Annotated in this window: 18 protein-coding genes, 1 tRNA gene and 1 pseudogene; 7 read left to right on the top strand and 13 right to left on the bottom strand. The window is 60.1% G+C overall.

Translation table 11 applies throughout. From position 1 onward, the window contains the following. Positions 1-124 precede the first annotated feature (124 nt). From ACM6G4_RS07630 to ACM6G4_RS07620, 3 genes are all read left to right on the top strand, one after another. Positions 125-481, top strand: coding sequence for a type II toxin-antitoxin system RelE/ParE family toxin (locus ACM6G4_RS07630; RefSeq protein ID WP_056726620.1), 357 nt, complete (start codon positions 125-127; stop codon positions 479-481). Next, a complete protein-coding gene (locus tag ACM6G4_RS07625) occupies positions 474-794 on the top strand; it encodes a helix-turn-helix domain-containing protein (RefSeq protein WP_046039442.1) in 321 nt (106 codons plus the stop codon). The genes ACM6G4_RS07630 and ACM6G4_RS07625 overlap by 8 nt, the downstream gene beginning before the upstream one ends. 83 nt (positions 795-877) lie before the next feature. Then, positions 878-1,036 (top strand): YqaE/Pmp3 family membrane protein, encoded by a 159-nt coding sequence (locus ACM6G4_RS07620; protein ID WP_003228885.1) that lies wholly within the window; start codon positions 878-880, stop codon positions 1,034-1,036. Positions 1,037-1,116: 80 nt separating this feature from the next. Here the strand turns inward: ACM6G4_RS07620 and ACM6G4_RS07615 are convergent, their stop codons facing one another. The 10 genes from ACM6G4_RS07615 to ACM6G4_RS07570 form a co-directional block, all read right to left on the bottom strand. Further along, positions 1,117-2,943 carry a S9 family peptidase gene (locus tag ACM6G4_RS07615; protein ID WP_414913398.1) on the bottom strand — a complete coding sequence of 609 codons (1,827 nt, stop codon included), beginning with the start codon at positions 2,941-2,943 and terminating at the stop codon, positions 1,117-1,119. Next, positions 2,909-4,081 carry a pyrroloquinoline quinone biosynthesis protein PqqE gene (gene pqqE / locus ACM6G4_RS07610; RefSeq protein ID WP_414913397.1) on the bottom strand — a complete coding sequence of 391 codons (1,173 nt, stop codon included), beginning with the start codon at positions 4,079-4,081 and terminating at the stop codon, positions 2,909-2,911. The genes ACM6G4_RS07615 and pqqE overlap by 35 nt, the downstream gene beginning before the upstream one ends. Beyond that, positions 4,053-4,328 carry a pyrroloquinoline quinone biosynthesis peptide chaperone PqqD gene (pqqD, locus tag ACM6G4_RS07605; RefSeq protein WP_015097086.1) on the bottom strand — a complete coding sequence of 92 codons (276 nt, stop codon included), beginning with the start codon at positions 4,326-4,328 and terminating at the stop codon, positions 4,053-4,055. The genes pqqE and pqqD overlap by 29 nt, the downstream gene beginning before the upstream one ends. After that, complete coding sequence (gene pqqC, locus ACM6G4_RS07600) at positions 4,325-5,077, bottom strand: pyrroloquinoline-quinone synthase PqqC (protein WP_414913396.1); 753 nt, start codon at positions 5,075-5,077, stop codon at positions 4,325-4,327. The genes pqqD and pqqC overlap by 4 nt, the downstream gene beginning before the upstream one ends. Before the next feature lie 151 nt (positions 5,078-5,228). Further along, positions 5,229-6,140, bottom strand: a complete 912-nt coding sequence (gene pqqB / locus ACM6G4_RS07595) for a pyrroloquinoline quinone biosynthesis protein PqqB (protein WP_056726623.1) — start codon at positions 6,138-6,140, stop codon at positions 5,229-5,231. A gap of 81 nt (positions 6,141-6,221) precedes the next feature. Next, a complete protein-coding gene (gene pqqA, locus ACM6G4_RS07590; protein ID WP_003444522.1) occupies positions 6,222-6,296 on the bottom strand; it encodes a pyrroloquinoline quinone precursor peptide PqqA in 75 nt (24 codons plus the stop codon). Between the two features lie 157 nt (positions 6,297-6,453). Beyond that, positions 6,454-8,883: a pyrroloquinoline quinone biosynthesis protein PqqF gene (pqqF, locus tag ACM6G4_RS07585; RefSeq protein ID WP_414913395.1), complete on the bottom strand. Its 2,430-nt coding sequence runs from the start codon at positions 8,881-8,883 to the stop codon at positions 6,454-6,456. A gap of 38 nt (positions 8,884-8,921) precedes the next feature. Further along, complete coding sequence (locus tag ACM6G4_RS07580) at positions 8,922-9,716, bottom strand: carbon-nitrogen hydrolase family protein (RefSeq protein ID WP_056726625.1); 795 nt, start codon at positions 9,714-9,716, stop codon at positions 8,922-8,924. Positions 9,717-9,728: 12 nt separating this feature from the next. Beyond that, positions 9,729-11,411, bottom strand: a complete 1,683-nt coding sequence (locus ACM6G4_RS07575; protein WP_414913394.1) for a flavin monoamine oxidase family protein — start codon at positions 11,409-11,411, stop codon at positions 9,729-9,731. Positions 11,412-11,633: 222 nt separating this feature from the next. After that, complete coding sequence (locus ACM6G4_RS07570; RefSeq protein WP_046039454.1) at positions 11,634-12,095, bottom strand: Lrp/AsnC family transcriptional regulator; 462 nt, start codon at positions 12,093-12,095, stop codon at positions 11,634-11,636. 185 nt (positions 12,096-12,280) lie between these two features. Here ACM6G4_RS07570 and ACM6G4_RS07565 point away from each other — a divergent pair, with 185 nt between their 5' ends. Both ACM6G4_RS07565 and ACM6G4_RS07560 read left to right on the top strand, forming a co-directional pair. Continuing rightward, on the top strand, positions 12,281-14,635 hold the full coding sequence (locus tag ACM6G4_RS07565; RefSeq protein WP_056726627.1) for a glucose/quinate/shikimate family membrane-bound PQQ-dependent dehydrogenase: 2,355 nt from the start codon (positions 12,281-12,283) through the stop codon (positions 14,633-14,635). A 236-nt stretch (positions 14,636-14,871) separates the two neighbouring features. After that, positions 14,872-15,504, top strand: coding sequence for a peptidase M41 (locus tag ACM6G4_RS07560; RefSeq protein ID WP_414913393.1), 633 nt, complete (start codon positions 14,872-14,874; stop codon positions 15,502-15,504). Between the two features lie 95 nt (positions 15,505-15,599). Here the strand turns inward: ACM6G4_RS07560 and ACM6G4_RS07555 are convergent, their stop codons facing one another. After that, a complete protein-coding gene (locus ACM6G4_RS07555) occupies positions 15,600-15,908 on the bottom strand; it encodes a DUF3077 domain-containing protein (RefSeq protein WP_046039457.1) in 309 nt (102 codons plus the stop codon). Positions 15,909-16,487: 579 nt separating this feature from the next. Here ACM6G4_RS07555 and ACM6G4_RS07550 point away from each other — a divergent pair. Further along, positions 16,488-16,854, top strand: a pseudogene (locus ACM6G4_RS07550) (type II toxin-antitoxin system RelE/ParE family toxin). Then, entirely contained in the window at positions 16,847-17,152 is a 306-nt protein-coding gene (locus tag ACM6G4_RS07545; protein WP_008051594.1) for an XRE family transcriptional regulator, read from the top strand. The pseudogene ACM6G4_RS07550 and the gene ACM6G4_RS07545 overlap by 8 nt, the downstream one beginning before the upstream one ends. A gap of 74 nt (positions 17,153-17,226) precedes the next feature. Here the strand turns inward: ACM6G4_RS07545 and ACM6G4_RS07540 are convergent. Beyond that, positions 17,227-17,303, bottom strand: a tRNA-Ile gene (locus tag ACM6G4_RS07540). A gap of 15 nt (positions 17,304-17,318) precedes the next feature. Continuing rightward, positions 17,319-21,065 (bottom strand): bifunctional diguanylate cyclase/phosphodiesterase, encoded by a 3,747-nt coding sequence (locus ACM6G4_RS07535; protein ID WP_414913392.1) that lies wholly within the window; start codon positions 21,063-21,065, stop codon positions 17,319-17,321. Positions 21,066-21,172 lie beyond the last annotated feature (107 nt).

The raw sequence follows: 21,172 nt of genomic DNA, 5'->3' as shown, positions 1-21,172 counted from the left end.
TAGCACATCAATGGCTTTCTAGCGTGCATCGGCAGGGAGTGCCGGTGCCAGCGAAACTGTATTACCTTCGCGTTGGTTTTGATTTCTATACCACTGGGTGGTATGTTTTATGGAAGGGATGCCGATGTCACCAAGGTTGTTCAAGACAAAGCGCTTCGCAATGCAGGCCGCCAAGGCCTGGATCGGTGATGACGAACTCCGGGAGGCATTCACCGAAATGCTCAATGGTCAGGCTGACAATTTGGGTGGCGGGGTCTGGAAGAAGCGTTTGAATGCCAACCGCCATCGCTCGATTATCCTGGCCAAGGGCGGTGCTCATTGGGTCTATCAGTTCCTGTACGCAAAAAAAGATCAGAGCAATATCAGTCCCAGGCATCTGCTCGACTTGCGAGAGTTGGCCAAGACATATGGTGGACTGACCGAAATGCAAATTCAGCGTTTGCTGGATGCAAAGGAGTTTGTGGAGATACCAAATGAGTAAAAAATTCAAAAGTGAGCTATCGGAATCGATCCACGAATCGGCCAGTGCCTTGTATGCCATAGGTGCAATCAGCAAAGCGACCATGCGTGAATTCGATGAATCCTGTCTTGCAAGGGTGCCGGATGCGATTCCCGCGCAGGAGATCAAGGCATTGCGCGAGCGCAACAATGTCAGTCAACCTGTGTTTGCGCGCTACCTGAACACCAGTGCTTCCACGGTCAAGCAATGGGAAGCAGGGGATAAGCACCCCAGTGGCATGGCGCTGAAGTTGCTGAGTATCGTGCGCAAACACGGTCTGGAGATACTCGCCTGAGAAATCGGGCTGAACCCTGACAAACGGTACAGGTCGATTAGCTGTAGGGCTCGAACGAGTCCACCCCAATCAGGAGCTGCCCCATGGACTTCATTCGCATCATCATCGCCATCCTGTTGCCGCCACTGGGTGTGTTTCTGCAAGTAGGATTCGGCGGGGCGTTCTGGCTGAATATTCTGCTGACGTTGTGCGGTTACATTCCGGGGATCGTGCATGCGGTGTACATCATCGCCAAGCGCTGAGTAGAACGTCGGCAGGTAGACCGCCTTCGCGAGCAGGGCTCGCGATTGAGGCGCCACCGTTTCGGCAATGAGCGCAGGCTTCAGTCTACTGAGTCCATCACCCGCCGATAAAACAACCACTCCTGCTCCAGCGCATGGGCCTGGTTACCGGCCTTGCGAAAGCCATGGCGTTCATCGGCGTAGTAATGCGCTTCGACCAGGATACCGTTGTCTTGCAGCGCCGTGACCATGTCGCGGGTTTGTTGCGGGACGACCACGGCATCCAGTTCTCCTTGAAAGAAGATCATCGGCACGCGGATGTTGCCGGCATGCAGCAGCGGCGTGCGGGCGGCGTAGCGTTCGGCATCCAGTTGCGGATCGCCGATCAGCCAGTCCAGATAGTCGCTTTCGAATTTGTGGGTCGCGCGCCCCAGCGCCACCGGGTCGCTGACCCCATACAGGCTGGCGCCAGCGCGGAACACGTTGTGAAAAGCCAGGGCGCACAGGCTGGTATAGCCGCCAGCGCTGCCGCCGCGAATGAATGCCTTCTCGCCGTCGATCAAGCCACGGTCGTTGAGGTAACTCACCACGGCGCAAGCGTCTTGCACATCCACGTCGCCCCAACTCAGGTGCAGTGCCTGGCGATAGGCCCGGCCATAGCCGCTGCTGCCGCGGTAGTTGAGGTCGGCGACGGCGAAGCCCCGCTGTGCCCAGTACTGGATACGCGGATCGAGCATCGGGTAGCACGCCGAGGTCGGGCCGCCATGGACGAACACCACCAATGGCGGTTTCGCCGCGCCGGTCATCGCCGGGTAGAAGAAGCCGTGGGCTTCGCCTGAGCCACTTGGGTAGCGCAAGGTTTGCGGGCGGCTGATCTGTTCGGGAGCAAGCGGTGCGATGCCGCCGGCCAGTACTTGCACTTGCCGGCTCTGGCGGTCAATGGCGATGACGGCAGTTGAGCTGACGGGCGACGCCGCGATGCAATAGATGAACTGCTCATCCACGGCGAGATGGCGAAAGCGGCTGTAGTCGCCGGTGAAATCGGCGCTGGAATCGCCGCCTATGCCCAATCGGCCAAAGCCACCCTCGGTCCAACTGGCCAGATAACTGTCGTCGCCCAGCGGCAACCAGGTGCTGCCGCCGAGTTGCCAGGGCGCGGGGCCGTGGTCGGCGGCCGCACTTGGCAATGGGCTCAAGCCTTTTTCAGTTTCTTTCCATGGCTGCCAGTAACCTGCGCGATCCGTCAGGCAATACAAGCGACCGTCGGCATCGAACCGCGGTTGTTGCACAGACTCTTGAACGCCGTCGCCGGCCACACAACGAGCCTCGGCAAAGCCACCGTTGGCGAGGCCTTCAGCAACCATCAAACGTGTCGCTGTCCATGGCTGATCCGGACGACTCCACTCGATCCAGGCCAGGCGCCGGGCATCAGGGCTCAGCGTCGGCGCCGAGTAGAAATCAGCACCTTCGGCCAGCAGGTGACGTGCACCATCCAACAGATCGATTGCCACCAGCCGGTGTTGATCGCGATGCTCCTCGACCGCCAGCACTTGTCCGTTGGCGAACTGCAGATCGCCATATCGGCACGCACCGGAGGTCAGCCTTTCGGGCGCTTCGTCTTGCAGTGATTGCCGATACAACTGCTGGTCGGCCTCGTTGACGAAAACGATACCGTCGTCCGTCAGACAAAACGCGCCGCCGCCATATTCGTACACCCGACTGCGCGCGCTGAACCCCGGTGGCGTCAGGCATTTCGCTGCACCATCGCGCCAGTGCCAGATCCGGCACGCCGCGTCTTCGGGGCGGTACTCGTTCCAGAACAGGCCCTGCCGCCCGACCTGCAGTTCGGCAAAGTCGATACCGGCGGCCACGGCTTTGGCAGCGCTGAAAGGTTCAGCTTTTGGCGATGAGGCGTGAGTTTCGTTCATTGCGAAAGGCCAGTTGGTCGATGGTCTGAGTGGCGCTCTCGGCTTCTTCGCGGGCCTTGAGGATCACGCCGTGTTGTGGCGACTTGCTGCACACCGGGTCGGCGTTGCTGGCGTCCCCCGTGAGCATGAACGCCTGGCAGCGGCAGCCGCCGAAGTCTTTTTCTTTCTCGTCACAAGAGCGGCACGGCTCGGGCATCCAGTCGTAACCGCGAAAGCGGTTGAAGCCGAACGAGTCATACCAGATGTGCTGCATGCTGTGGTCGCGCACGTTGGGAAACTGCACCGGCATCTGTCGGGCACCGTGACAGGGCAGGGCGGTTCCGTCTGGCGTGACCGTCAGAAAAATACTGCCCCAGCCATTCATGCAGGCTTTCGGGCGTTCTTCGTAATAGTCCGGCGTGACGAAAATCAGCTTGCACGGATGCCCTTCGGCTTCCAGTTTGGCGCGGTATTCGTTGGTGATGCGTTCGGCGCGCACCAACTGCTCTTTGGTCGGCAGCAGGCCAACGCGATTGAGTTGCGCCCAGCCGTAGAACTGGCATGTGGCGAGCTCGACGAAGTCCGCCTCCAGGGCGATGCACAGCTCGATGATGCGGTCGATCTGGTCGATGTTGTGCCGATGGGTGACGAAGTTCAGCACCATCGGATAGCCGTGGGCTTTCACCGCCCGGGCCATTTCCAGTTTCTGCGCGAAGGCCTTTTTCGAACCGGCCAGCAGATTGTTCACCTGCTCGTCGCTGGCCTGGAAACTGATCTGGATGTGATCGAGCCCGGCCTTCTTGAAGTCGCTGATTTTCTGCTCGGTGAGGCCGATGCCGGAGGTGATCAGGTTGGTGTAGAAACCCAGCTTTCGGGCCTCGGCAATCAACTCGGCGAGGTCCTGACGCACCAGCGGCTCGCCACCGGAAAAGCCCAGTTGCGCCGCGCCCATTTCCCGCGCTTCGCGAAACACCTTGAGCCACTGCTCGGTGCTCAGCTCTTTGCCTTGCTCGGCGAAATCCAGCGGGTTGGAGCAATACGGGCATTGCAGCGGGCAGCGATAGGTCAGCTCGGCCAGCAGCCACAGCGGCAGGCCGATTTCAGGTTTGGGCGGTACTTGCACCGATGAATCAGGCAAGTTCAATCCAGTGCTGCGCACGGGCAACCTCCATGAATTGCTCGATGTCGTCACCGAGCTCGGGCACGCCAGGGAACTGCTGATCGAGCTCATTGATGATGGCCGCGACATCCCGTTCACCGTCAATCAAACCGCCGATCAGCGCGGCACTTTCGTTGAGCTTGATCATGCCTTCCGGGTACAGCAGCACATGGCCTTTTTGCGCCGGTTCGTACTGGAAGCGATAGCCAGGGCGCCAGGTCGGGGTCTTGCTGCGATCGAAACTCATAAGGTGATTCCTTTGTGCCAGACCCGTTCCCCGGTCACGCTGTGATACGGCGGGCGTTTCAGTTCGTAGGCCATGCTCATGGCATCGAGCATGCTCCAAAGAATGTCCAGTTTGAACTGGAGAATTTCCAGCATGCGCTCCTGGCCTTCACGGGTGGTGTAGTGCTGCAGCGTGATCGCCAGACCATGCTCGACATCACGCCGTGCCTGGCCCAGGCGCGTGCGGAAATATTCGTAGCCGGCCGGGTCGATCCACGGGTAATGCTGCGGCCAGCTGTCCAGGCGCGACTGGTGGATCTGCGGGGCGAACAGTTCGGTCAGCGAGCTGCTTGCGGCTTCCTGCCAACTGGCGCGGCGGGCGAAATTGACATAGGCGTCCACGGCGAAGCGCACGCCGGGCAACACCAGTTCCTGGGAGCGCAGTTGGTCCGGGTCGAGGCCCACGGCCTGGCCCAGGCGCAGCCAGGCTTCGATGCCGCCGTCTTCACCGGGCGCACCGTCGTGGTCGAGCAGGCGCTGAATCCATTCGCGGCGGATCTCGCGGTCAGGGCAGTTGGCGAGGATCGCCGCGTCCTTCAGGGGGATGTTCACCTGATAGTAGAAACGGTTGGCGACCCAGCCCTGGATCTGTTCGCGGGTGGCCCGGCCTTCATACATCGCCACGTGATAGGGGTGATGGATGTGGTAATAGGCGCCCTTGGCGCGCAGGGCCACTTCGAATTCGGCGGGGGACATTGGGGTGTCGGTCATTGCGGTTCTCCGGTGTACAACCGTTGAAATCTTGGGTATCTGGTCGGACGCTTTCGCGGCGGTGCGGCGATCCGACAAGCCCGCTCCCACAGGGGTTGTGTACGCCACAGATCCAATGTGGGAGCGGGCTTGCCCGCGAAGGGGCCCTCCGCTACAACACAATACTCATGCCGTCATACGCCACTTCAACCTGGCGCCGATCCAGCTCCGCCCGTTCCGACGAATCCTCATCAAGAATCGGGTTGGTATTGTTGATGTGGATAAGTACTTTGCGCTGGTTGGGCAGTTGCTCAAGCACTTCAAGCATGCCACCGGGGCCGTTCTGCGCCAGATGGCCCATCTCGCGGCCGGTGCGGGTGCCGACGCCGCGACGCTGCATTTCATCGTCATCCCACAGCGTGCCGTCGACCAGCAGGCAATCGCTGCCAGCCATGATTTCCAGAAGCTCTGCATCCACCTTGCCCAGGCCCGGTGCGTAGAACAGTTTGCCGCCGGTGTTGAGGTCTTCGATGATCAGGCCGATGTTGTCGCCCGGATGCGGGTCGAAGCGATGTGGCGAGTAGGGCGGCGCGGCACTGCGCAAAGGCAGCGGGGTGAAGCGCAAATTCGGGCAGGCCGGTACGCTGAAGCTTTGATCGAGTTCGATCCGGTTCCAGGTCAGCCCGCCATTCCAGTGGTTGAGCATGGTGAACAACGGAAAACCGGTGCTCAGGTCTTCATGGACCATGTCGGTGCACCAGACCTGATGCGGGCAGCCTTCGCGCAGCATGAGCAGGCCGGTGGTGTGGTCGATCTGGCTGTCCATCAGGATGATCGCGCCGATCCCGGTATCGCGCAGGGCGCGGCCCGGCTGCATCGGGGCGAAGCTCTGGAGTTGGGCGCGGATGTCCGGGGAAGTGTTGCAAAGCACCCAGTTCACGCCGTCGTCGGAAATCGCGATGGACGATTGCGTCCGCGCCTTGGCCCGCAGGCTGCCGTTGCGAAATCCCGCGCAGTTCACGCAGTTGCAGTTCCACTGGGGGAAGCCGCCGCCGGCAGCGGAACCTAGAATCTGGACAAACATGGACGCTCCATCATTTCAACGCTGAAAATAAAACGCCTCGGATAACCGAGGCGTTGTGCTGCATCTCTGTCAAAGCTGAGATTAGCGGCTTGCGAAGTACATGGTGACTTCAAAGCCAATACGCAGGTCGGTGTAGGCAGGTTTGGTCCAGGCCATAAATTGAACTCCTCAGGTAAGGTGGGACAGCGCTATCTATAGGTATAGTCCACCTCAAGTCAGAGATGTTCCAGATAGTTAGGTTGCTATGTTACTCAAAATTTCAAAGAAATTGCCCGTGAAACTTTGAGAAAGCTCCTTGCAGCCCCGGTAATGATCATTTTGCCGCTTGCCATGGCGCGCCTGGCGAAGCGCTGTTGGCAAGGCACAGCCAGCCGCCTTCGGCCTGATTCAGGCGTTGGGCCGCAGCCAGTAGAGCGGTCCGGTCAATGCGCACTATGGCCTCGGGCAATTGCGTCAGATAATCCGACGAACGGCCGGCCAGCTTGCCCTGCCAAAGCAATTCGGCCGCTTGCGCCATAGTGAGCGCAGCGCTGGAAAACTGATCCGCCAGGGCCTGGCGTTGAGCGTTGAAGCTAGTGTCGTCGAGTGCGTGGATCAGTTCCGGCAATCGATTCAGGAATTGCTCGGTGTGTTGCAGCAGCTCCACCGGCGCAACGCTTGGCGATTGCACGCCGAACAGCAACCCGGTTTGTCCGTGAATCTGCCGCAGGGCGCTGAACACCGCATAGCCGAGTTGCAGTTCCACCCGCAGGCGTTGGTAGAACGGCGTCTGACAGACATGCGCGAGCAAACGCCATGCAATTTCGTCGGCCAATTCCTGGGTGGCTGTCGGACAGAACAGCAGCAACGCGTGCTCGCTGGAGGCGGTATCGACATTGCTCCACAGGTGCTGTGCAAGGATAGAAGAGCGCGGCATCAGTTGATTGTCCGGCGTGCCGGGTATGCGGTTCAAGGCCAGTCCCATGGCTGCCTGAGCCTGAGCCGATAACCCGATGGCCAGCCCATCCCAGCGCGCACTCGACCAGAGTGGCTGCACGTCGTCCGAGTTCGCGGTGTGCCCGAGGCAGTGATCGGGCAATGCCTTGAGCAGTTGTCGAATCGGAATCAACGCAACGCTGGTCGATTCGGCTTGTGGGACAGCGGCATCGGGTTTTGTCAGTTCTTTGAGCACATGCTCCAGGACGCTGGGCATCGGCTCCTGTAGCCCGTTCAGTTTGAGCAGCCATTCGTTGCCCGACGCACTGAAGGAAATATCCACACCAGCCTGGCGCGCGTCTTCGCGCAACGGTTGCAGGTGGTTTTCCAGCCGTGATTGAAGCTGGCTGCCGGGGGTCGGGTCCAGACGCCAGCGCAGATAAATCGCACCTTCAGCACCGTTGTCTGGCCATGCCTGACTGAACTGCATCGGCGAGCGTTCACGACGGCTGCGCGAGCGATCCTGGGCAAACGTGCGCAGGCCACGGTGGGCGCTGGTCTGGCCGCGAATCAATCCGGCGTTAGGTGTTGGTGCTTCGGCGCACAGGAACGGATTAGGTTCTGGCAATTGCCATGGGCCGTTGAAGTTATCCACAGCGCCGATTTGTTGAAGGATTTGCTTGAGGGCTGTTACACCCGGTTCGGATAACCCGACTTCGCGTTGTTCGCTGTCCAGGCGGGCCAGTTGCAAGGCACTGCTGATTTGCTGCTGGCGCTGGAGCAGGGTGGCGTACTCTTCGCGCAATCGGTTCCAGTCTTGCTCGGCAAAGAAACCGAGCCAGTCCAGCAGGCGTCCGCGGATGCCTGTTGCCGAGACTGTGGCAGGCAGGGTGAATTCGATATGCAGCAAGGCTTGCCCGGCGAACTGGTACAGCGGCTGGGCTTTCAGGTGATCGGCCAGCCCGCGCTCGCGCAGGTCCGCCAACAAGCCGCCGGGTTTTACCTGGTTCAGCCAATGGCACAGGAACGCCAACGCTTCGGCAGAGTTGTCAGGCAGTGTTTCGATGGCAAACAGCAGATCCAGACGTCGTTCGTCAGCCTGTTGATAACTTTTATCTGGCGCATCCATCAGCGGTATCGGCGCTTGCTGCGTGACTGTTTTGCCTTTGGCAATGACGCTGCCAAAGGCTTCTGCCATCGCTTTCAATTCATCGAGGCCCTGCGGTCCGGCCAGGCTCAGGGTCATTTGCCCGGTCTGGTAATAGCGCTGATAAAAACCCTGCAGCGCCTGCTGAAACTCCGGTTGTTGCAGCGGCAGACTGTCGCGATTGCCAGCATGAAAACCCCTTAGCGGATGAGCCTCGGCCAGTCCATTGAACAGCGCAAACTGCTGCTGCGCCTCGGCATCCTGCGACCAGGCGACAAACTCCGCCTGCAACACTTCCCGTTCCCGCTGCTGGTCGTCCGGATTCATACGCGGATGGGCGAGCATGTCTGACAGACGCTCCAGCCCACCGGCAAACGCCTGGGGCGGCAGTTCGAAAAAGTAGTCTGTGGTGCGTTCGCTGGTCCGCGCGTTTACCTGGCCGCCATGACTCTGGACGTAGGCCATCAACCCTTGCCCGGCAGGAAAACGCTCAGTCCCCAGAAACAGCAAATGCTCAAGAAAATGCGCCAGGCCAGGCCACGCCAGCGGCACATCATGGCTACCCGCGGCAACCCGTAACGCTGCTGCGCAACGCTTCAAATTCGGGGCATGACGCAGCGTCACCCGCAGGCCGTTGGCCAGGGTTTCAGTGTGGGGGCGAAGGGGATTCAACGCGGGCATGGGCACTTCCAGAACAGTGAAGTGCCAATGCTAGCGGATTAGGACTTGTTCAGCTCGCCGTAAAGCTCGGGACGACGATCGATCAGGTAGCGATTGGCGGCGCGGGAGTCGACCATCAACTGTCGATCCAGCTCGCCGACGATCAATGCTTCATCAAGGCCTGCCTGAGCGATGCGGCTGCCATCCGGCGCAGCGATGCTGCTTTGACCGCAATAGTGGATATCGCCTTCATGGCCGCAGTAGTTGGCGTAAGCCACATAACATTGGTTTTCGAAGGCGCGGGAACGCACGGTGACATCGGCGACGAAATCGAACGGAATCATGTTCGCGGTCGGCACCAGGATCAGTTCGGCACCGGCCAGGGCCAGGCGTCGGGCGTTTTCCGGAAACTCCAGGTCGTAGCAGATCAGGAAACCGAGTTTCCAGCCGTTGAGTTCAACGACGGGAAACTCATCGGAACCTGCACTGAACATCGAGTGATCCAGATCGCCGAACAGATGGGTCTTGCGGTAATTGCAGATGCGCTCGCCGTTAGCGTCGATCAACTGCACGGCGTTGTAGATCTGCCCGTCCTCGGTGCGCTCGGGATAGCCATACAAAATGGCGATCCCGGCAGTCTTGGCAATGCGCGCAATCTGCTGTGCCGACTCACCGTTATGCACCTCCGCCAACACGCTGACGGCATCGACGCCGATGTTGTAGCCGGTCAGGAACATCTCCGGCAGCACCAGCAAGTCGGCGCCTTTGGCTTCCAGCGCCAACTGATGCAGGCGTTGCAGGTTGCCAGCGACGTCCAGAGGCAGCGGCGGACATTGGTAAAGGGCTACGCGCATTTCGGATTCCTCTTACTCGGGCAGGGCGATCGGTCCGATCTCGTTGAATACATCTCCTGGACCCGGATTCTCGGCGTGAGTTGCACCGCCGAAGTGCTTCATGATGCCCCATACCGCGTTGAGCGAGGTCTGTACCGCGCCCTCAACCCAGGCAGGCGTCCACGAAACGTCGTCGCCGGCGATGAAAATCCCGCGCTGCTCGGCTGGCATGGCGTCCTGCATGAAGTGCGCGTACATGCGCTGGTTGTAGCGGTAGTGGCCGGGCAGGGCGCCTTTGAACGCGCCGAGGAAATGCGGGTCGGCTTCCCACGAAACGGTGATCGGATCGCCGATGATCCGCGCGGCGATATCGACTTTCGGGTAGATCTTCTTCAACGCATCCAAGGCCAGCTTCACGCGTTTTTCCACCGGCTGCGGGAGCATTTTCAGCGCATCGCTCATCCACGAGTACGACAGGCAGATCACCCCCGGCTTGTCGTCGCCGTTGTCGAACAGGTAGGTGCCACGGGTCAGGCGGTCGGTGAGGGTCATGCTCATCAGGTCGCGGCCGGTTTCTGGATCCTTGTCCTTCCAGAATGGGCGGTCGACCATCACGAAAGTTTTAGACGACTGCATGTAGCGGGTACGGTCCAAAGCCATCCACATTTTTTGCGAGAACAGGGTTTCGTCGCATTCGATCTGGGTGGTCAGCAGCCAGCTCTGGCAGGTGGTCAGCACGGCCGCGTATTCGCGGGTGTCGCCCCAGTTGTCGGTGACGGCGAAACGGCCTCCCGGCGCGTGGGCAATTTTCTTCACGCCAGTGCGCGGTGCGCCGTTGTGCAGCGAGCTGAGGCTGGTGCCCGCTGGCCAATGCGCGCAACGCTCCGGTACATGACGCCAGATGCCCTGGGGTACCTGTTCCACACCGCCAACCACCAGGTGCTGGTGATCGTCGCAGTTGGTCATCACCACGCGGAAGATTTCCAGCATCGAGTTGGGGAAGTCCGAATCCCAGCCACCGGTACCGAAACCGACCTGGCCGAACACTTCGCGGTGATGGAACGAGAGCTTGGAGAACGCCTTGGAGGTGGCGACGAAATCGTAGAAGGTGCGGTCGTCCCACAACGGAACCAGGGTGTTCCACAACTCTTTCAGACGTGGCACATCACGGTCGCGGATGGCTTGCTGGATATCGGAGAACTGTGAGCCGGCTTCCAGGGCATCGGCCCAGGCGTCAGCCACTTCCTGGAACAGTGCAGGAAGGTCCGACAGCTTCTGTGCGTAATGGGTCTGGCCTTCGAGGTCGATCACCGTGCTGCCCGACGCGGGTGTCAGCGGGTTAGGGAAAGGTTTGGTTTCCAGACCCAGTTTGTCGACGTAGTGATAGAACGCGGTGGACGACACCGGGAAGCGCATCCCGCCCAGCTCGGCAATGATGCCTTCGGCGCCATTGAACGCCTGGGAACGCAGACGGCCGCCCATTTTCGAAGCTTCGTAGACGACCGGTTTCAGGCCCAGCTTCATCAGCTCATACGCCGCCACCAGGCCGGCAATCCCGCCGCCGACAATCGCCACTTCGGCACCGTGATTATGCTCGGGAATACTGCCCAGCCCGGCGGGGTGTTCGATCCAGTCGTCGAAGGCGAAAGGAAAATCCGGGCCGAAAATGGTGACTGGTTTCTTACCGTCTGCAGGATGGCGATTGTTCTTGTTCATGGCTGACCTTGCTGGCGACCCGACGCGGGATGCGCATCTGAGTATAGGAAAAGATGTCAGCCATTCTAGAGAGCGCAGAACACGTTATTAAGACGCAAAGTGTCGTCATTTTGATGTTTGTTTGATCAATGTGACGAACTATCAATGCACACTGACCACTGTGGGAGCGAGCTTGCTCGCGATAGCGCCAGTTCAGTCACGGATGAACCCAGGCCTGAAAACTCAAACCGGCTGCCCCCGATCAATCTTGCTACTCAAGATGATCGACGTCGTGGTCTTCTCCACCCCATCCACACTGCCAATCTGATCCAGCAGCTGATCGAGTTGCTCCGGCGAATCGGTGCGCAACCACGCCACATAATCAAATTCGCCACTCACCGCGCACAGCTGTTGCACCTGCGCCATTGCGCTCAGGCGTCGCAACACTTCCTTGCCGGAACGCGGTTGCACAGTGATCCCCACATACGCCTGCAACCCGCCATCCACCACGCGCTGGCCGAGGCGCACGCCGTAACCGGTGATCACCTTGGCCTTTTCCAGCCGCGCCAGGCGCGAAGTGACGGTGGTACGGGCGATGCCCAGTTGCCGGGCGAGCATGGCCACGCTCTCGCGGGCGTTGATCTGCAGGGCGGCAATCAATTGGCGGTCGATTTCATCGAGAACGGGCGTGCGAGTGTCAGGCAAGGGGTTATCTCCAGGGGCATGGATCAGTGCGCAAGCATGTTACAGGCAGTTCCTGCAGGACGCTCGCGACGGCGATTTGATCTAGCCTCAATACCGTTCATGACATTTTTGCCTGCGACAAATTGCCATAAGTAACTAGGTAGTACATTATTCCGCCCTTGTCACAAATGGGGAAAATTTCCGACATGAACAATTCTGGGGCTGCCGCCGGCAGCAAATGGTTGCTGGCGGGGCTGGGTGTGCTGATTGCACTGATCGGGCTCGGCCTGGCCGGTGGCGGTGGCTATCTGATCGCGCTGGGTGGCAGCTGGTATTTCCTGCTGATGGGGCTGGCAATGCTGGCGTCCGGGTTGATGATTGCCCGGCGCAAGCCGCTCGGCGCCTGGCTGTATGCTGTGGCATTGCTCCTCACTGCGATCTGGGCCGTTTGGGATGCGGGCCTCGAGTACTGGCCGCTGGTCTCGCGGGTACTGACCTTCGCCGTGATCGGTCTGGTGGTGGCGTTGATCTATCCGACCCTGGTCCGCGCTTCGGGCGCGACCGCTGGGCGTGGTGCCTACGGTCTGGCTGGCATTCTGGGCGTGGGCGTCGTTGCGACGATGGCCTACATGTTCGTGCCGACCCATGTGGTCAAAAACACCACCGTACCTGCGGTAACGCCGGTCACTCCGGGCACCGAGCAGAAAGACTGGGCCCACTGGGGCAACACCACCGCCGGCAACCGCTTTGCCGCGCTGGACCAGATCACCAAAGGCAACATCGACAAATTGCAGGTCGCCTGGACCTTCCGCACCGGTGACATCCCGCAAAGCACCGGTGCCGGCGCCGAAGACCAGAACACTCCGCTGCAAATCGGTGACACGGTCTACACCTGCACCGCCTACGGCAAAGTCTTCGCCCTGGATGCCGACACCGGCGCCCAGCGCTGGAAGTTCGACCCACAAGGCACCGCGCCCAACTGGCAGCGTTGCCGTGGCCTGGGCTATTCCGAAACACCGGCCTCTTCGGACAACCAGCCAACCGCCTGTACGAAACGTCTGTTTCTGCCGACCGGCGATGCGCGCCTGATTGCTATCAATGCCGACACCGGCAAGCCCTGCGAAGAGTTCGGTAACCACGGCACTGTCGATCTGACCACTGACATGGGCGAAGTGAAGCCCGGTTACTACCAGCAAACCTCGACCCCATTGGTCGCAGGAGACGTGGTGATCGTCGGCGGCCGCGTGGCCGATAACTATTCCACTGGCGAACCGCCGGGCGTGGTGCGTGCCTACGACGTGCGCAGCGGTGAGCTGATGTGGGCGTGGGATCCGGGCAACCCGAACACCACCAAACGCCCACCGACCGGTGAGACCTATACCCGTGGTACGCCGAATGTGTGGTCGGCCATGTCCTACGACGCCAAGCTCGGTCTGGTTTACTTGCCAACCGGCAACGCCACCCCGGACTTCTTCGGCGGTCAACGCACCGAGCTCGACGACAAGTGGAGTTCGTCCATCGTCGCCATCGATGTGAAAACCGGGCAGGTACGCTGGCACTACCAGACCACCCACCACGACTTGTGGGACTTCGACCTGCCGGCGCAGCCGCTGCTGTACGACGTGCCGGACGATAAGGGCGGCACCCAGCCAGCCCTGGCGCAAGTCACCAAGCAGGGCGAGATCTTCCTGCTCAACCGCGAAACCGGCGTGCCGATTGCCCGCGTCGAAGAGCGCCCGGTGCCGCAAGGCAAAGTGCCCGGTGAACGCTACTCGCCAACCCAGCCGTTCTCGGTGGACATGCCGTCAATCGGCAACAAGACCCTGACCGAATCCGACATGTGGGGCGCCACGCCGTTTGATCAGTTGATGTGCCGCATCCAGTTCAAAGGCATGCGCCACGAAGGCGTCTACACCCCGCCGGGCATGGACCGCGCCCTGCAATTCCCGGGCTCGCTGGGCGGGATGAACTGGGGCAGCGTCTCGGTTGATCCGAACACCAATTACATGTTCGTCAACGACATGCGCCTGGGCCTGGCCAACTACATGATCCCGCGCGACAAGATCAAAGCCGGGGCCAGCGGTATCGAAATGGGCGTGGTACCCCAGGAAGGCACGCCGTTCGGCGCCATGCGCGAACGTTTCCTCTCGGCGGTCGGTATTCCGTGCCAGAAACCACCGTTCGGCACCATGTCCGCCATCGACCTCAAGACCCACAAACTGATGTGGCAAGTTCCGGTCGGCACCGTGCAGGACACCGGCCCGCTGGGCATCCGCATGCACTTGCCGATCCCGATCGGCATGCCGACCCTCGGCGCATCGCTGGCCACCCAGTCGGGCCTGCTGTTCTTCGCCGGCACCCAGGACTTCTACCTGCGCGCCTTCGACACCGGCAACGGCAACGAAATCTGGAAATCGCGCTTGCCGGTGGGCAGCCAGTCCGGGCCGATGACCTACGTTTCACCGAAAACCGGCAGGCAGTACATCCTGCTCACGGTGGGTGGTGCGCGTCAGTCGACGGATCGTGGGGATTATGTGATTGCCTACGCCTTGCCCAAATAGCGGCTGAAGCTTGAGGAAAAAAGCAGAGTTGCACGTAATGCTGTTCACTTGATTACAGCGCTGGACCTGTGGCGAGGGAGCTTGCTCCCGCTGGGCCGCGAAGCGGCCCCCAAATAGGGGACTGCTACGCAGTCCAACGGGAGCAAGCTCCCTCGCCACAAGCGCGGCTTTTTGCTGGGCGAAAGAGGGGGGGGATCGGCTAGGATTTAATCAGTCGAGGGCGTGAGGCGAAGAACATGACAACGAAGCTACCTGCTGCTGTACGGGACCGTGCCTTGCAGATCGCCCATCACGAAATGGGGCACTACGTGGTGGCCCGCGCCCTGGGGTTTGAAACGGGCGGCGTGACCCTAACAGTGAGCAAGGATTTGCGGCACCAGGGAGGGGCCTCCATTACCTTGGTGCGCCCGATTTCGTCGATGGAAGCCATGAAGGAACATCTGGAAGCCCGGATGATGGTGCTCCTGGCTGGCTCAATGGCGCAGACCCTGCCTTCAAAACCTTCAGCCGCCAAACGCGTCGATAAGCCCAAGGCCACCGCCATCCTCAAAGGCAAGCAGGGGGCGGAACAGGATTACGCAAAAATCAGGGAGCTTCAGCATCTGCTGCGAAATATCGTCTACCCGGACACTGATCCTGCGTCGGGTGAGCGGATAACGGCGGAGCTTAAAGAGATGACAGGTCGGCTGTGGCTGCGGACGCAAAAAATCATAGAAGATCAGGCCGAGACGATTGCCGAATTGGCTGTGGCGCTGGTGGGCGGCATGGTCATCGTGGAGCAGTGGGGACGGCCGGCGGATACGTATGAGGGCATGCTGACGGGGCAGGAGCTGGAGCGGCGGCTGGCCGTGCAGGCCATGCCTTCATGATGTGTTTGAACTGAAGAGCCGAAGCATCTGGCTCTAATCAGTCCCAAAAAGGGAACGCACGGTCCCTATTTGGGAATTTTCAGGCTCTGTTTGTTTTATTGATCTGCCTGCGCTCTCGTTTGAGCAGGTTTGCGCGTCAACACCTTCACTACATCATCAATCACCGCTTTGCTCATCGTCGTCAGGTAATGCGCGGCCCAGGCGTGGCGGTCGGAGTCTTGGGCGTAGGCGGCGTCCACGGTCAGGGACTTGGCGAGGAACAGCAGGTCGGAGGCTTGGGCCAGAGCGTCGGCGATGGGGACGTCGCGGCAGACGTGGAACAGTGGTTGATCCGAGAGATATAGGAAGGGGGTGAAGCCGATGGTTTTCAGTTCTGAAGGATCGTGCGAGATGGTTTTGCTCATGATGTAACTCCTTAATCCAAGAAGCCGCCACGTTCGTTTCCAAGCGAATGGGTGGCAGCTGTACGCAGGTTGGAAAACCGGGGATCAAGGAAACCGGCACGCCCGAAAGCGTCCCACGCACAGCTGCCATAACACAGTTTCGCAGTCGTAAAAAACGACTGGAGTAGTGGTAGATTCTGCTGCGATTTGATCCGACGGGTTTCCAAGCCCGATCGCTGAATGGTCAGCGACGACCGGAGACTATCCCGTCAAGAAAAAGCGCAACAAGGCGGCAAAGTGCCCAAAAGCAAGGTTCGGAGTTTGCCTACAAGGTTTACGGACGTCATCCGATATTGCGACACCCTCTGTAAACGAAGACTGGCGCGACGAGCGATTTTCCAGGCCGGTGCATCCTCTGAGTAGTTGAGCCAAGCGCTGGGTTCCCACGTTGTCATGAGGGCGCTGAAGCAATTGGCGAAACGGCAAACCTACTGCGAGTAACCATCGTTAACAATTGACAGAGGAGTCAGAGTGGTTGGGCACCTCTGAAGCTCATACATTTATTCCTTTGAGGTTATATTCCTTTGGTGGCATATTTGTATGAAATGGGACGTCGAATACACGGATGAATTTGAGGCCTGGTGGGATCACCTGAACGAGTTCGAACAGGACTCGGTTCAGGCCACAGTGATGTTGCTGGGCGAGGATGGCCCACACTTGGGTTTTTCTACATACCAGCGATATCAAGGTTCACGGCATGGCAACCTTCGTGAGTTAAGAGTGCAGCACGCTGGCAGGCCGTACCGTGTGCTGTACGCGTTTTGATCCACGGCGCAGTGCGATTCTGCTGATTGGCGGTGATAAAACCGGCCAGGAGCGTTGGTATACGGAACACGTGCCACTGGCCGAACGTCTCTACGACGAGCACTTGGAAACATTGAAGAAAGAGGGCTATGACAATGGCTAAAAAATTTGCTGATTTGGTGGCACGTCGCTCTCCAGAGTCTCAAGCGCGTGTTGAGGCCTTGCATCAGAAGCTACGAGCACAAATGCCGCTGCACGAGTTGCGCCAGGCGCAAGCGTTGAGTCAGGACACACTGGCCAGGACACTGCATGTCAATCAGGCGGCGATCTCCAAGATGGAGCGGCGAACGGACATGTACATCAGTACTTTGCGCAACTACATCCGCGCCATGGGTGGCGAGTTGGAAATCATCGCCACCTTCCCCGAGGGCCAGGTAAAGATCGAAAACTTTGCCAACTGAACGATTAAAAAATGGCTCTACTGTTTCGGGCTATTCAGATACGCAAAAGCCGCGCAATGCGCGGCTTTCTTGTTTGGTGGGCCCACACGGACTTGAACCGTGGACCAAAGGATTATGAGTCCTCTGCTCTAACCAACTGAGCTATAGGCCCTCAGTAGGTCGCGGATTATAGCGACGGTTTTGCGACTGTGCTATCCGAAAAAGCCTTTACTGTTGTACGAAGAAACGTCGCGGCGAATTCGTCGGGGGGCAGGGGCAGGCTGACGATGTAGCCCTGGATTTGTTCACAGCCCTCGGCGGCGAGGAATTGCTGTTGCGCGCGGGTCTCGACCCCTTCGGCAATCACGGTGAATTGCATGCTGCGGCCGAGGGCGATGATGGCGCGTACGATGGCGGCATCGTGGGGATCGTCCGGCAGGCCGCGGACGAAGGACTGGTCGATCTTGAGGATGTCCAGCGGCAGGCGCTTGAGGTAGCTCAAGGACGAGTAGCCGGTGCCGAAGTCGTCGATGGCCAGTTGCACGCCCAGTTGTTTGAGTTGATGCAGCACCGCCAGCGCTTCCTCGGCCTGGCTCATGATGAAGTTTTCGGTGATTTCCAGTTGCAGGAAACCGGGGTTGAGGCCGTTGTCCTTGAGCAACTGCTCGATGCGGCCCACCAGGTTGGGTTGGCGCAGTTGGGCGCCGGCCAGGTTGACCGACAGCGGACCGGGGCTTTCGTACAGCCTGTGCCATTCGGCCATCTGCCGGCAGGCGGTTTCCAGCACCCAGTCGCCGATTTGCAGGATCATGCCGTTTTCTTCGGCCAGCGGGATGAAGTGTTCCCGCGGTACGTCGCCAAAGGTCGGATGGTGCCAGCGGATCAGGGCTTCGGCGCCGACCAGGCTGTAGTCTTCGAGGCTGATTTTCGGTTGGTAGCACAGGTGCAATTCGTTGCGCTCGATGGCGCGGCGCAGTTCGTGTTCCAGCGCCACGCGTTCGCTGGCCTGGGCGGTGAGGTCGCGGGTGTAGCTTTCGACGCGGTTGCGGCCCTTGGCCTTGGAGCGGTACATCGCGGCGTCGGCGTTCTTGATCAGTGTGGCAACGTCGCAGCCATCTTTCGGATAGAGGCTGGTGCCGATGCTGGCGCTGATGAAAAACTCGTGTTCGCCGGCCTGGAATGGCGCGGCGAAACAGTTGAGCAGTTTATTGGCGATGTGGTCGGCGTCGCTGGATTGTTGCAGGCCCGGCAGCAGGATAATGAACTCGTCACCTCCCAGGCGCGCCACAGTGTCGATATCACGCAGTTGCTCCTTGAGGCGCACGGCGATGCCCTTGAGCAGCAGGTCGCCGACCGGGTGGCCGAGGCTGTCGTTGATGTGCTTGAAGCGGTCGAGGTCGAGGAACAGTACCGCGCCCTGGCCACCGTTTTCCTGCTGGCTGTTGAGCGCGGTCAGCAGGCGGCTTTCGAACAGTGTGCGGTTCGGCAAGCCGGTCAGCGGGTCGTGGTGCGCCTGGTAGTCGAGTTTGGCCTGGGCATGCTTGAGGCTGGAAATGTCGGCGAACACCGCGACAAAGTGGGTGATGAACTTCTCCCGGTTGCGCACGGCACTGATGGTCAGCCAGCTGGGGTACAGCTCGCCATTCTTGCGCCGGTTGGAAATTTCACCTTGCCAATGGCCTTCGGCGGTCAGTTGGTGCCACATGGCCGCGTAGAACGCGCTGTCATGCAGGCCCGAGGCGAGCAGGCGTGGCGTGTGGCCCAGGGCTTCGCTTTCGCTGTAACCGGTGATTTCGGTGAACGCACGGTTGACCGCGCTGATGTGCTGTTGGGTGTCGGTGATCAATACGCCTTCGGCGGTGCTTTCGAACACGGTGGCGGCCTGTTGCAGTTTTTCCTGCATCAGGTGCCGCTCGGTGATGTCCCGGGCGATGGTCAGCATGCAGTTTTCATCGCCAATCGGCAGCGGACGGCTGGACACTTCGCAGAGGCGGATCTGCCCGTCGCTGCGGCGGATATGGCAGCTGAAATCACGGACAAAACCGTCGCGGTGCAGCAGGTCGAGCATTTGCTTGCGTTCATTGAGGTTGACCCAGATCCCCAAGTCCAGCGCCGAACGATCCACCGACATGGCGCTGTTGAAGCCGGTGATGCGGCTGAAACCGTCGTTGACCTCCAACAGCAAGCCATCGCTTTGCCGCGACAGCAGCAAGCCGTCGGGGGAGGCGTGGAAGGCCTTGGCGAACTTTTCTTCGGACGTTTGCAGCTGTTGCTGGGTTTCCTTGAGCTGGGTGATGTCCCGCACCACGACCACCAGCGCCGGTGTCATGTCGAGGTCGAACGGTTCGGCGGAGATCAGGCCGGTAAACACCTGGCCGTTGCTGCGACGGAAGGGCATTTCCAGGTTGCGGATGCTGCCGGCCTGCAAGCGTTGCAGAAGGCCCGGCCCGACACCGGGAATCCCCCAGATGTTCAGGTTGGTGGCGGTCTGGCCAATGACGTCCTCGGCCTTGAGGCCAATTTGCTCCTCGAACGCTTCGTTGACCTCCAGCAGACAACCGTCGCTCAGGCGCGCGATCACCAGAATGTCCGGGCATTGCTGGAACACAGAGGCGAATTTCTGTTCCGACAGGCGCAGTGCTTCTTCGGTGCGCTTGGCGTCGGTGATGTCGATCATCAGCCCACGCATCACCGGTTCATGCCCGTGCTCGATCAGGCTGACGATGTCGCGCACCCACAGGCAGCGCCCGTCGGCGGTGATCACCCGGTAATCGAGGCGATGGTCGCGCCCGGCCAGCACTTCGTGGTCGCAGAAGGTCTGGGCGCGGGTCAGGTCGGCGGGGTGAATGATGTTGCGCCAGAAGCCCGGGATCAGCCAATGGGACAGGGGATATCCGAGAAGGTCTTCGGCGTGGGGCGATACATAGCTGTAGGTGAAGTCGGTGACTTTTGCTTCCCAGGCGATGGCCGACAGGCTCTCCACCAAGCCGCGGTAGTGGTATTCGCTGCTGCGCAGTTCCTGTTCAAGGTCGACCCGGCGGGCGATTTCCGAGCTCAAACGGCGGTTGATGCGGATGACCACCGCCAGTACGACAGTCAGCAGCAGCAGTCCGGGCAGGCCATACACCAGCAGGTCGCTCCAGAACGTTCGATGATCGAGGACGTTGCCGACCCAATGCTCCTGAATGGCGCTGATTTCAGCGGGGCTCATGTCCGCCAGGACTTTGTCGAGAATGCCAACCAGCATCTTGTTGTTGCGGGGTACACCCATGGCCAGTTGATAGCGATAGGGCGTTTCACCGCTGACATACAACCCGTCGAGCTTGAGTTGGCGCAGGCTCCAGACGCTGGAAGCCAGATCGCCTACCACGGCGTCCACTTCGTCGGTGGCCAGTGCCTGTAGCGTCGAACTGACGTTGGGCATCGCTACCAGATTCAAGTCGGGATGGTGGGTGCGCAGCAGTTCGTGAGGGGCGTAGTTTTCCACTACGGCGATTTTCAGGCCGTACAGGTCTTTCAGGTTGTGTGGTTGGGGGCCCCCGACATGGGCCAGGATGACAATCGGAAAATCCAGGTAGGGGCGGGTGAACGACAGGTATTGCTGGCGTTCCGGGGTCGACATGATGCCCGGCAGCAGGTCTAGCTTGCCCTTCTTGGCCTGCTCCAGGACGGCGGTCCAGCTCACCGGCTCGATGGGCGTGAGTCGGGTTGCCAGCCTTTTGCGGATGACCTCGATGTAATCGGCGGCAAGGCCCTGGTAGCGGCCCTCATCGTCACGAAACTCGAAAGGCGGCCACGACGCATCGACACCCAGGCGCAATTCCGGGTGAGCCGCCAGCCAGCTACGTTCTTCGTCAGTGAGAGTCAGCGCGCCAGCCGTTGCGGTCCAGGTCATCAGCGACAGCAAAAAAAGCACGGTCGGCAGTCTGGGCATAACGGTCTCGTTATGGCTCGGGGGAATGTTTCGAGTGTAGACGGCTACAGGGCGGAGGGGGGAGGCGGGGGGATTTAATCTGTACAAAGCAAAACCCCCGGCCTGGG

It is taken from the genome of Pseudomonas sp. IT-P258, assembly GCF_949767825.1.
GTDB lineage: Bacteria > Pseudomonadota > Gammaproteobacteria > Pseudomonadales > Pseudomonadaceae > Aquipseudomonas > Aquipseudomonas monachiensis.
This window is presented reverse-complemented; position numbering and strand designations above follow the sequence as displayed.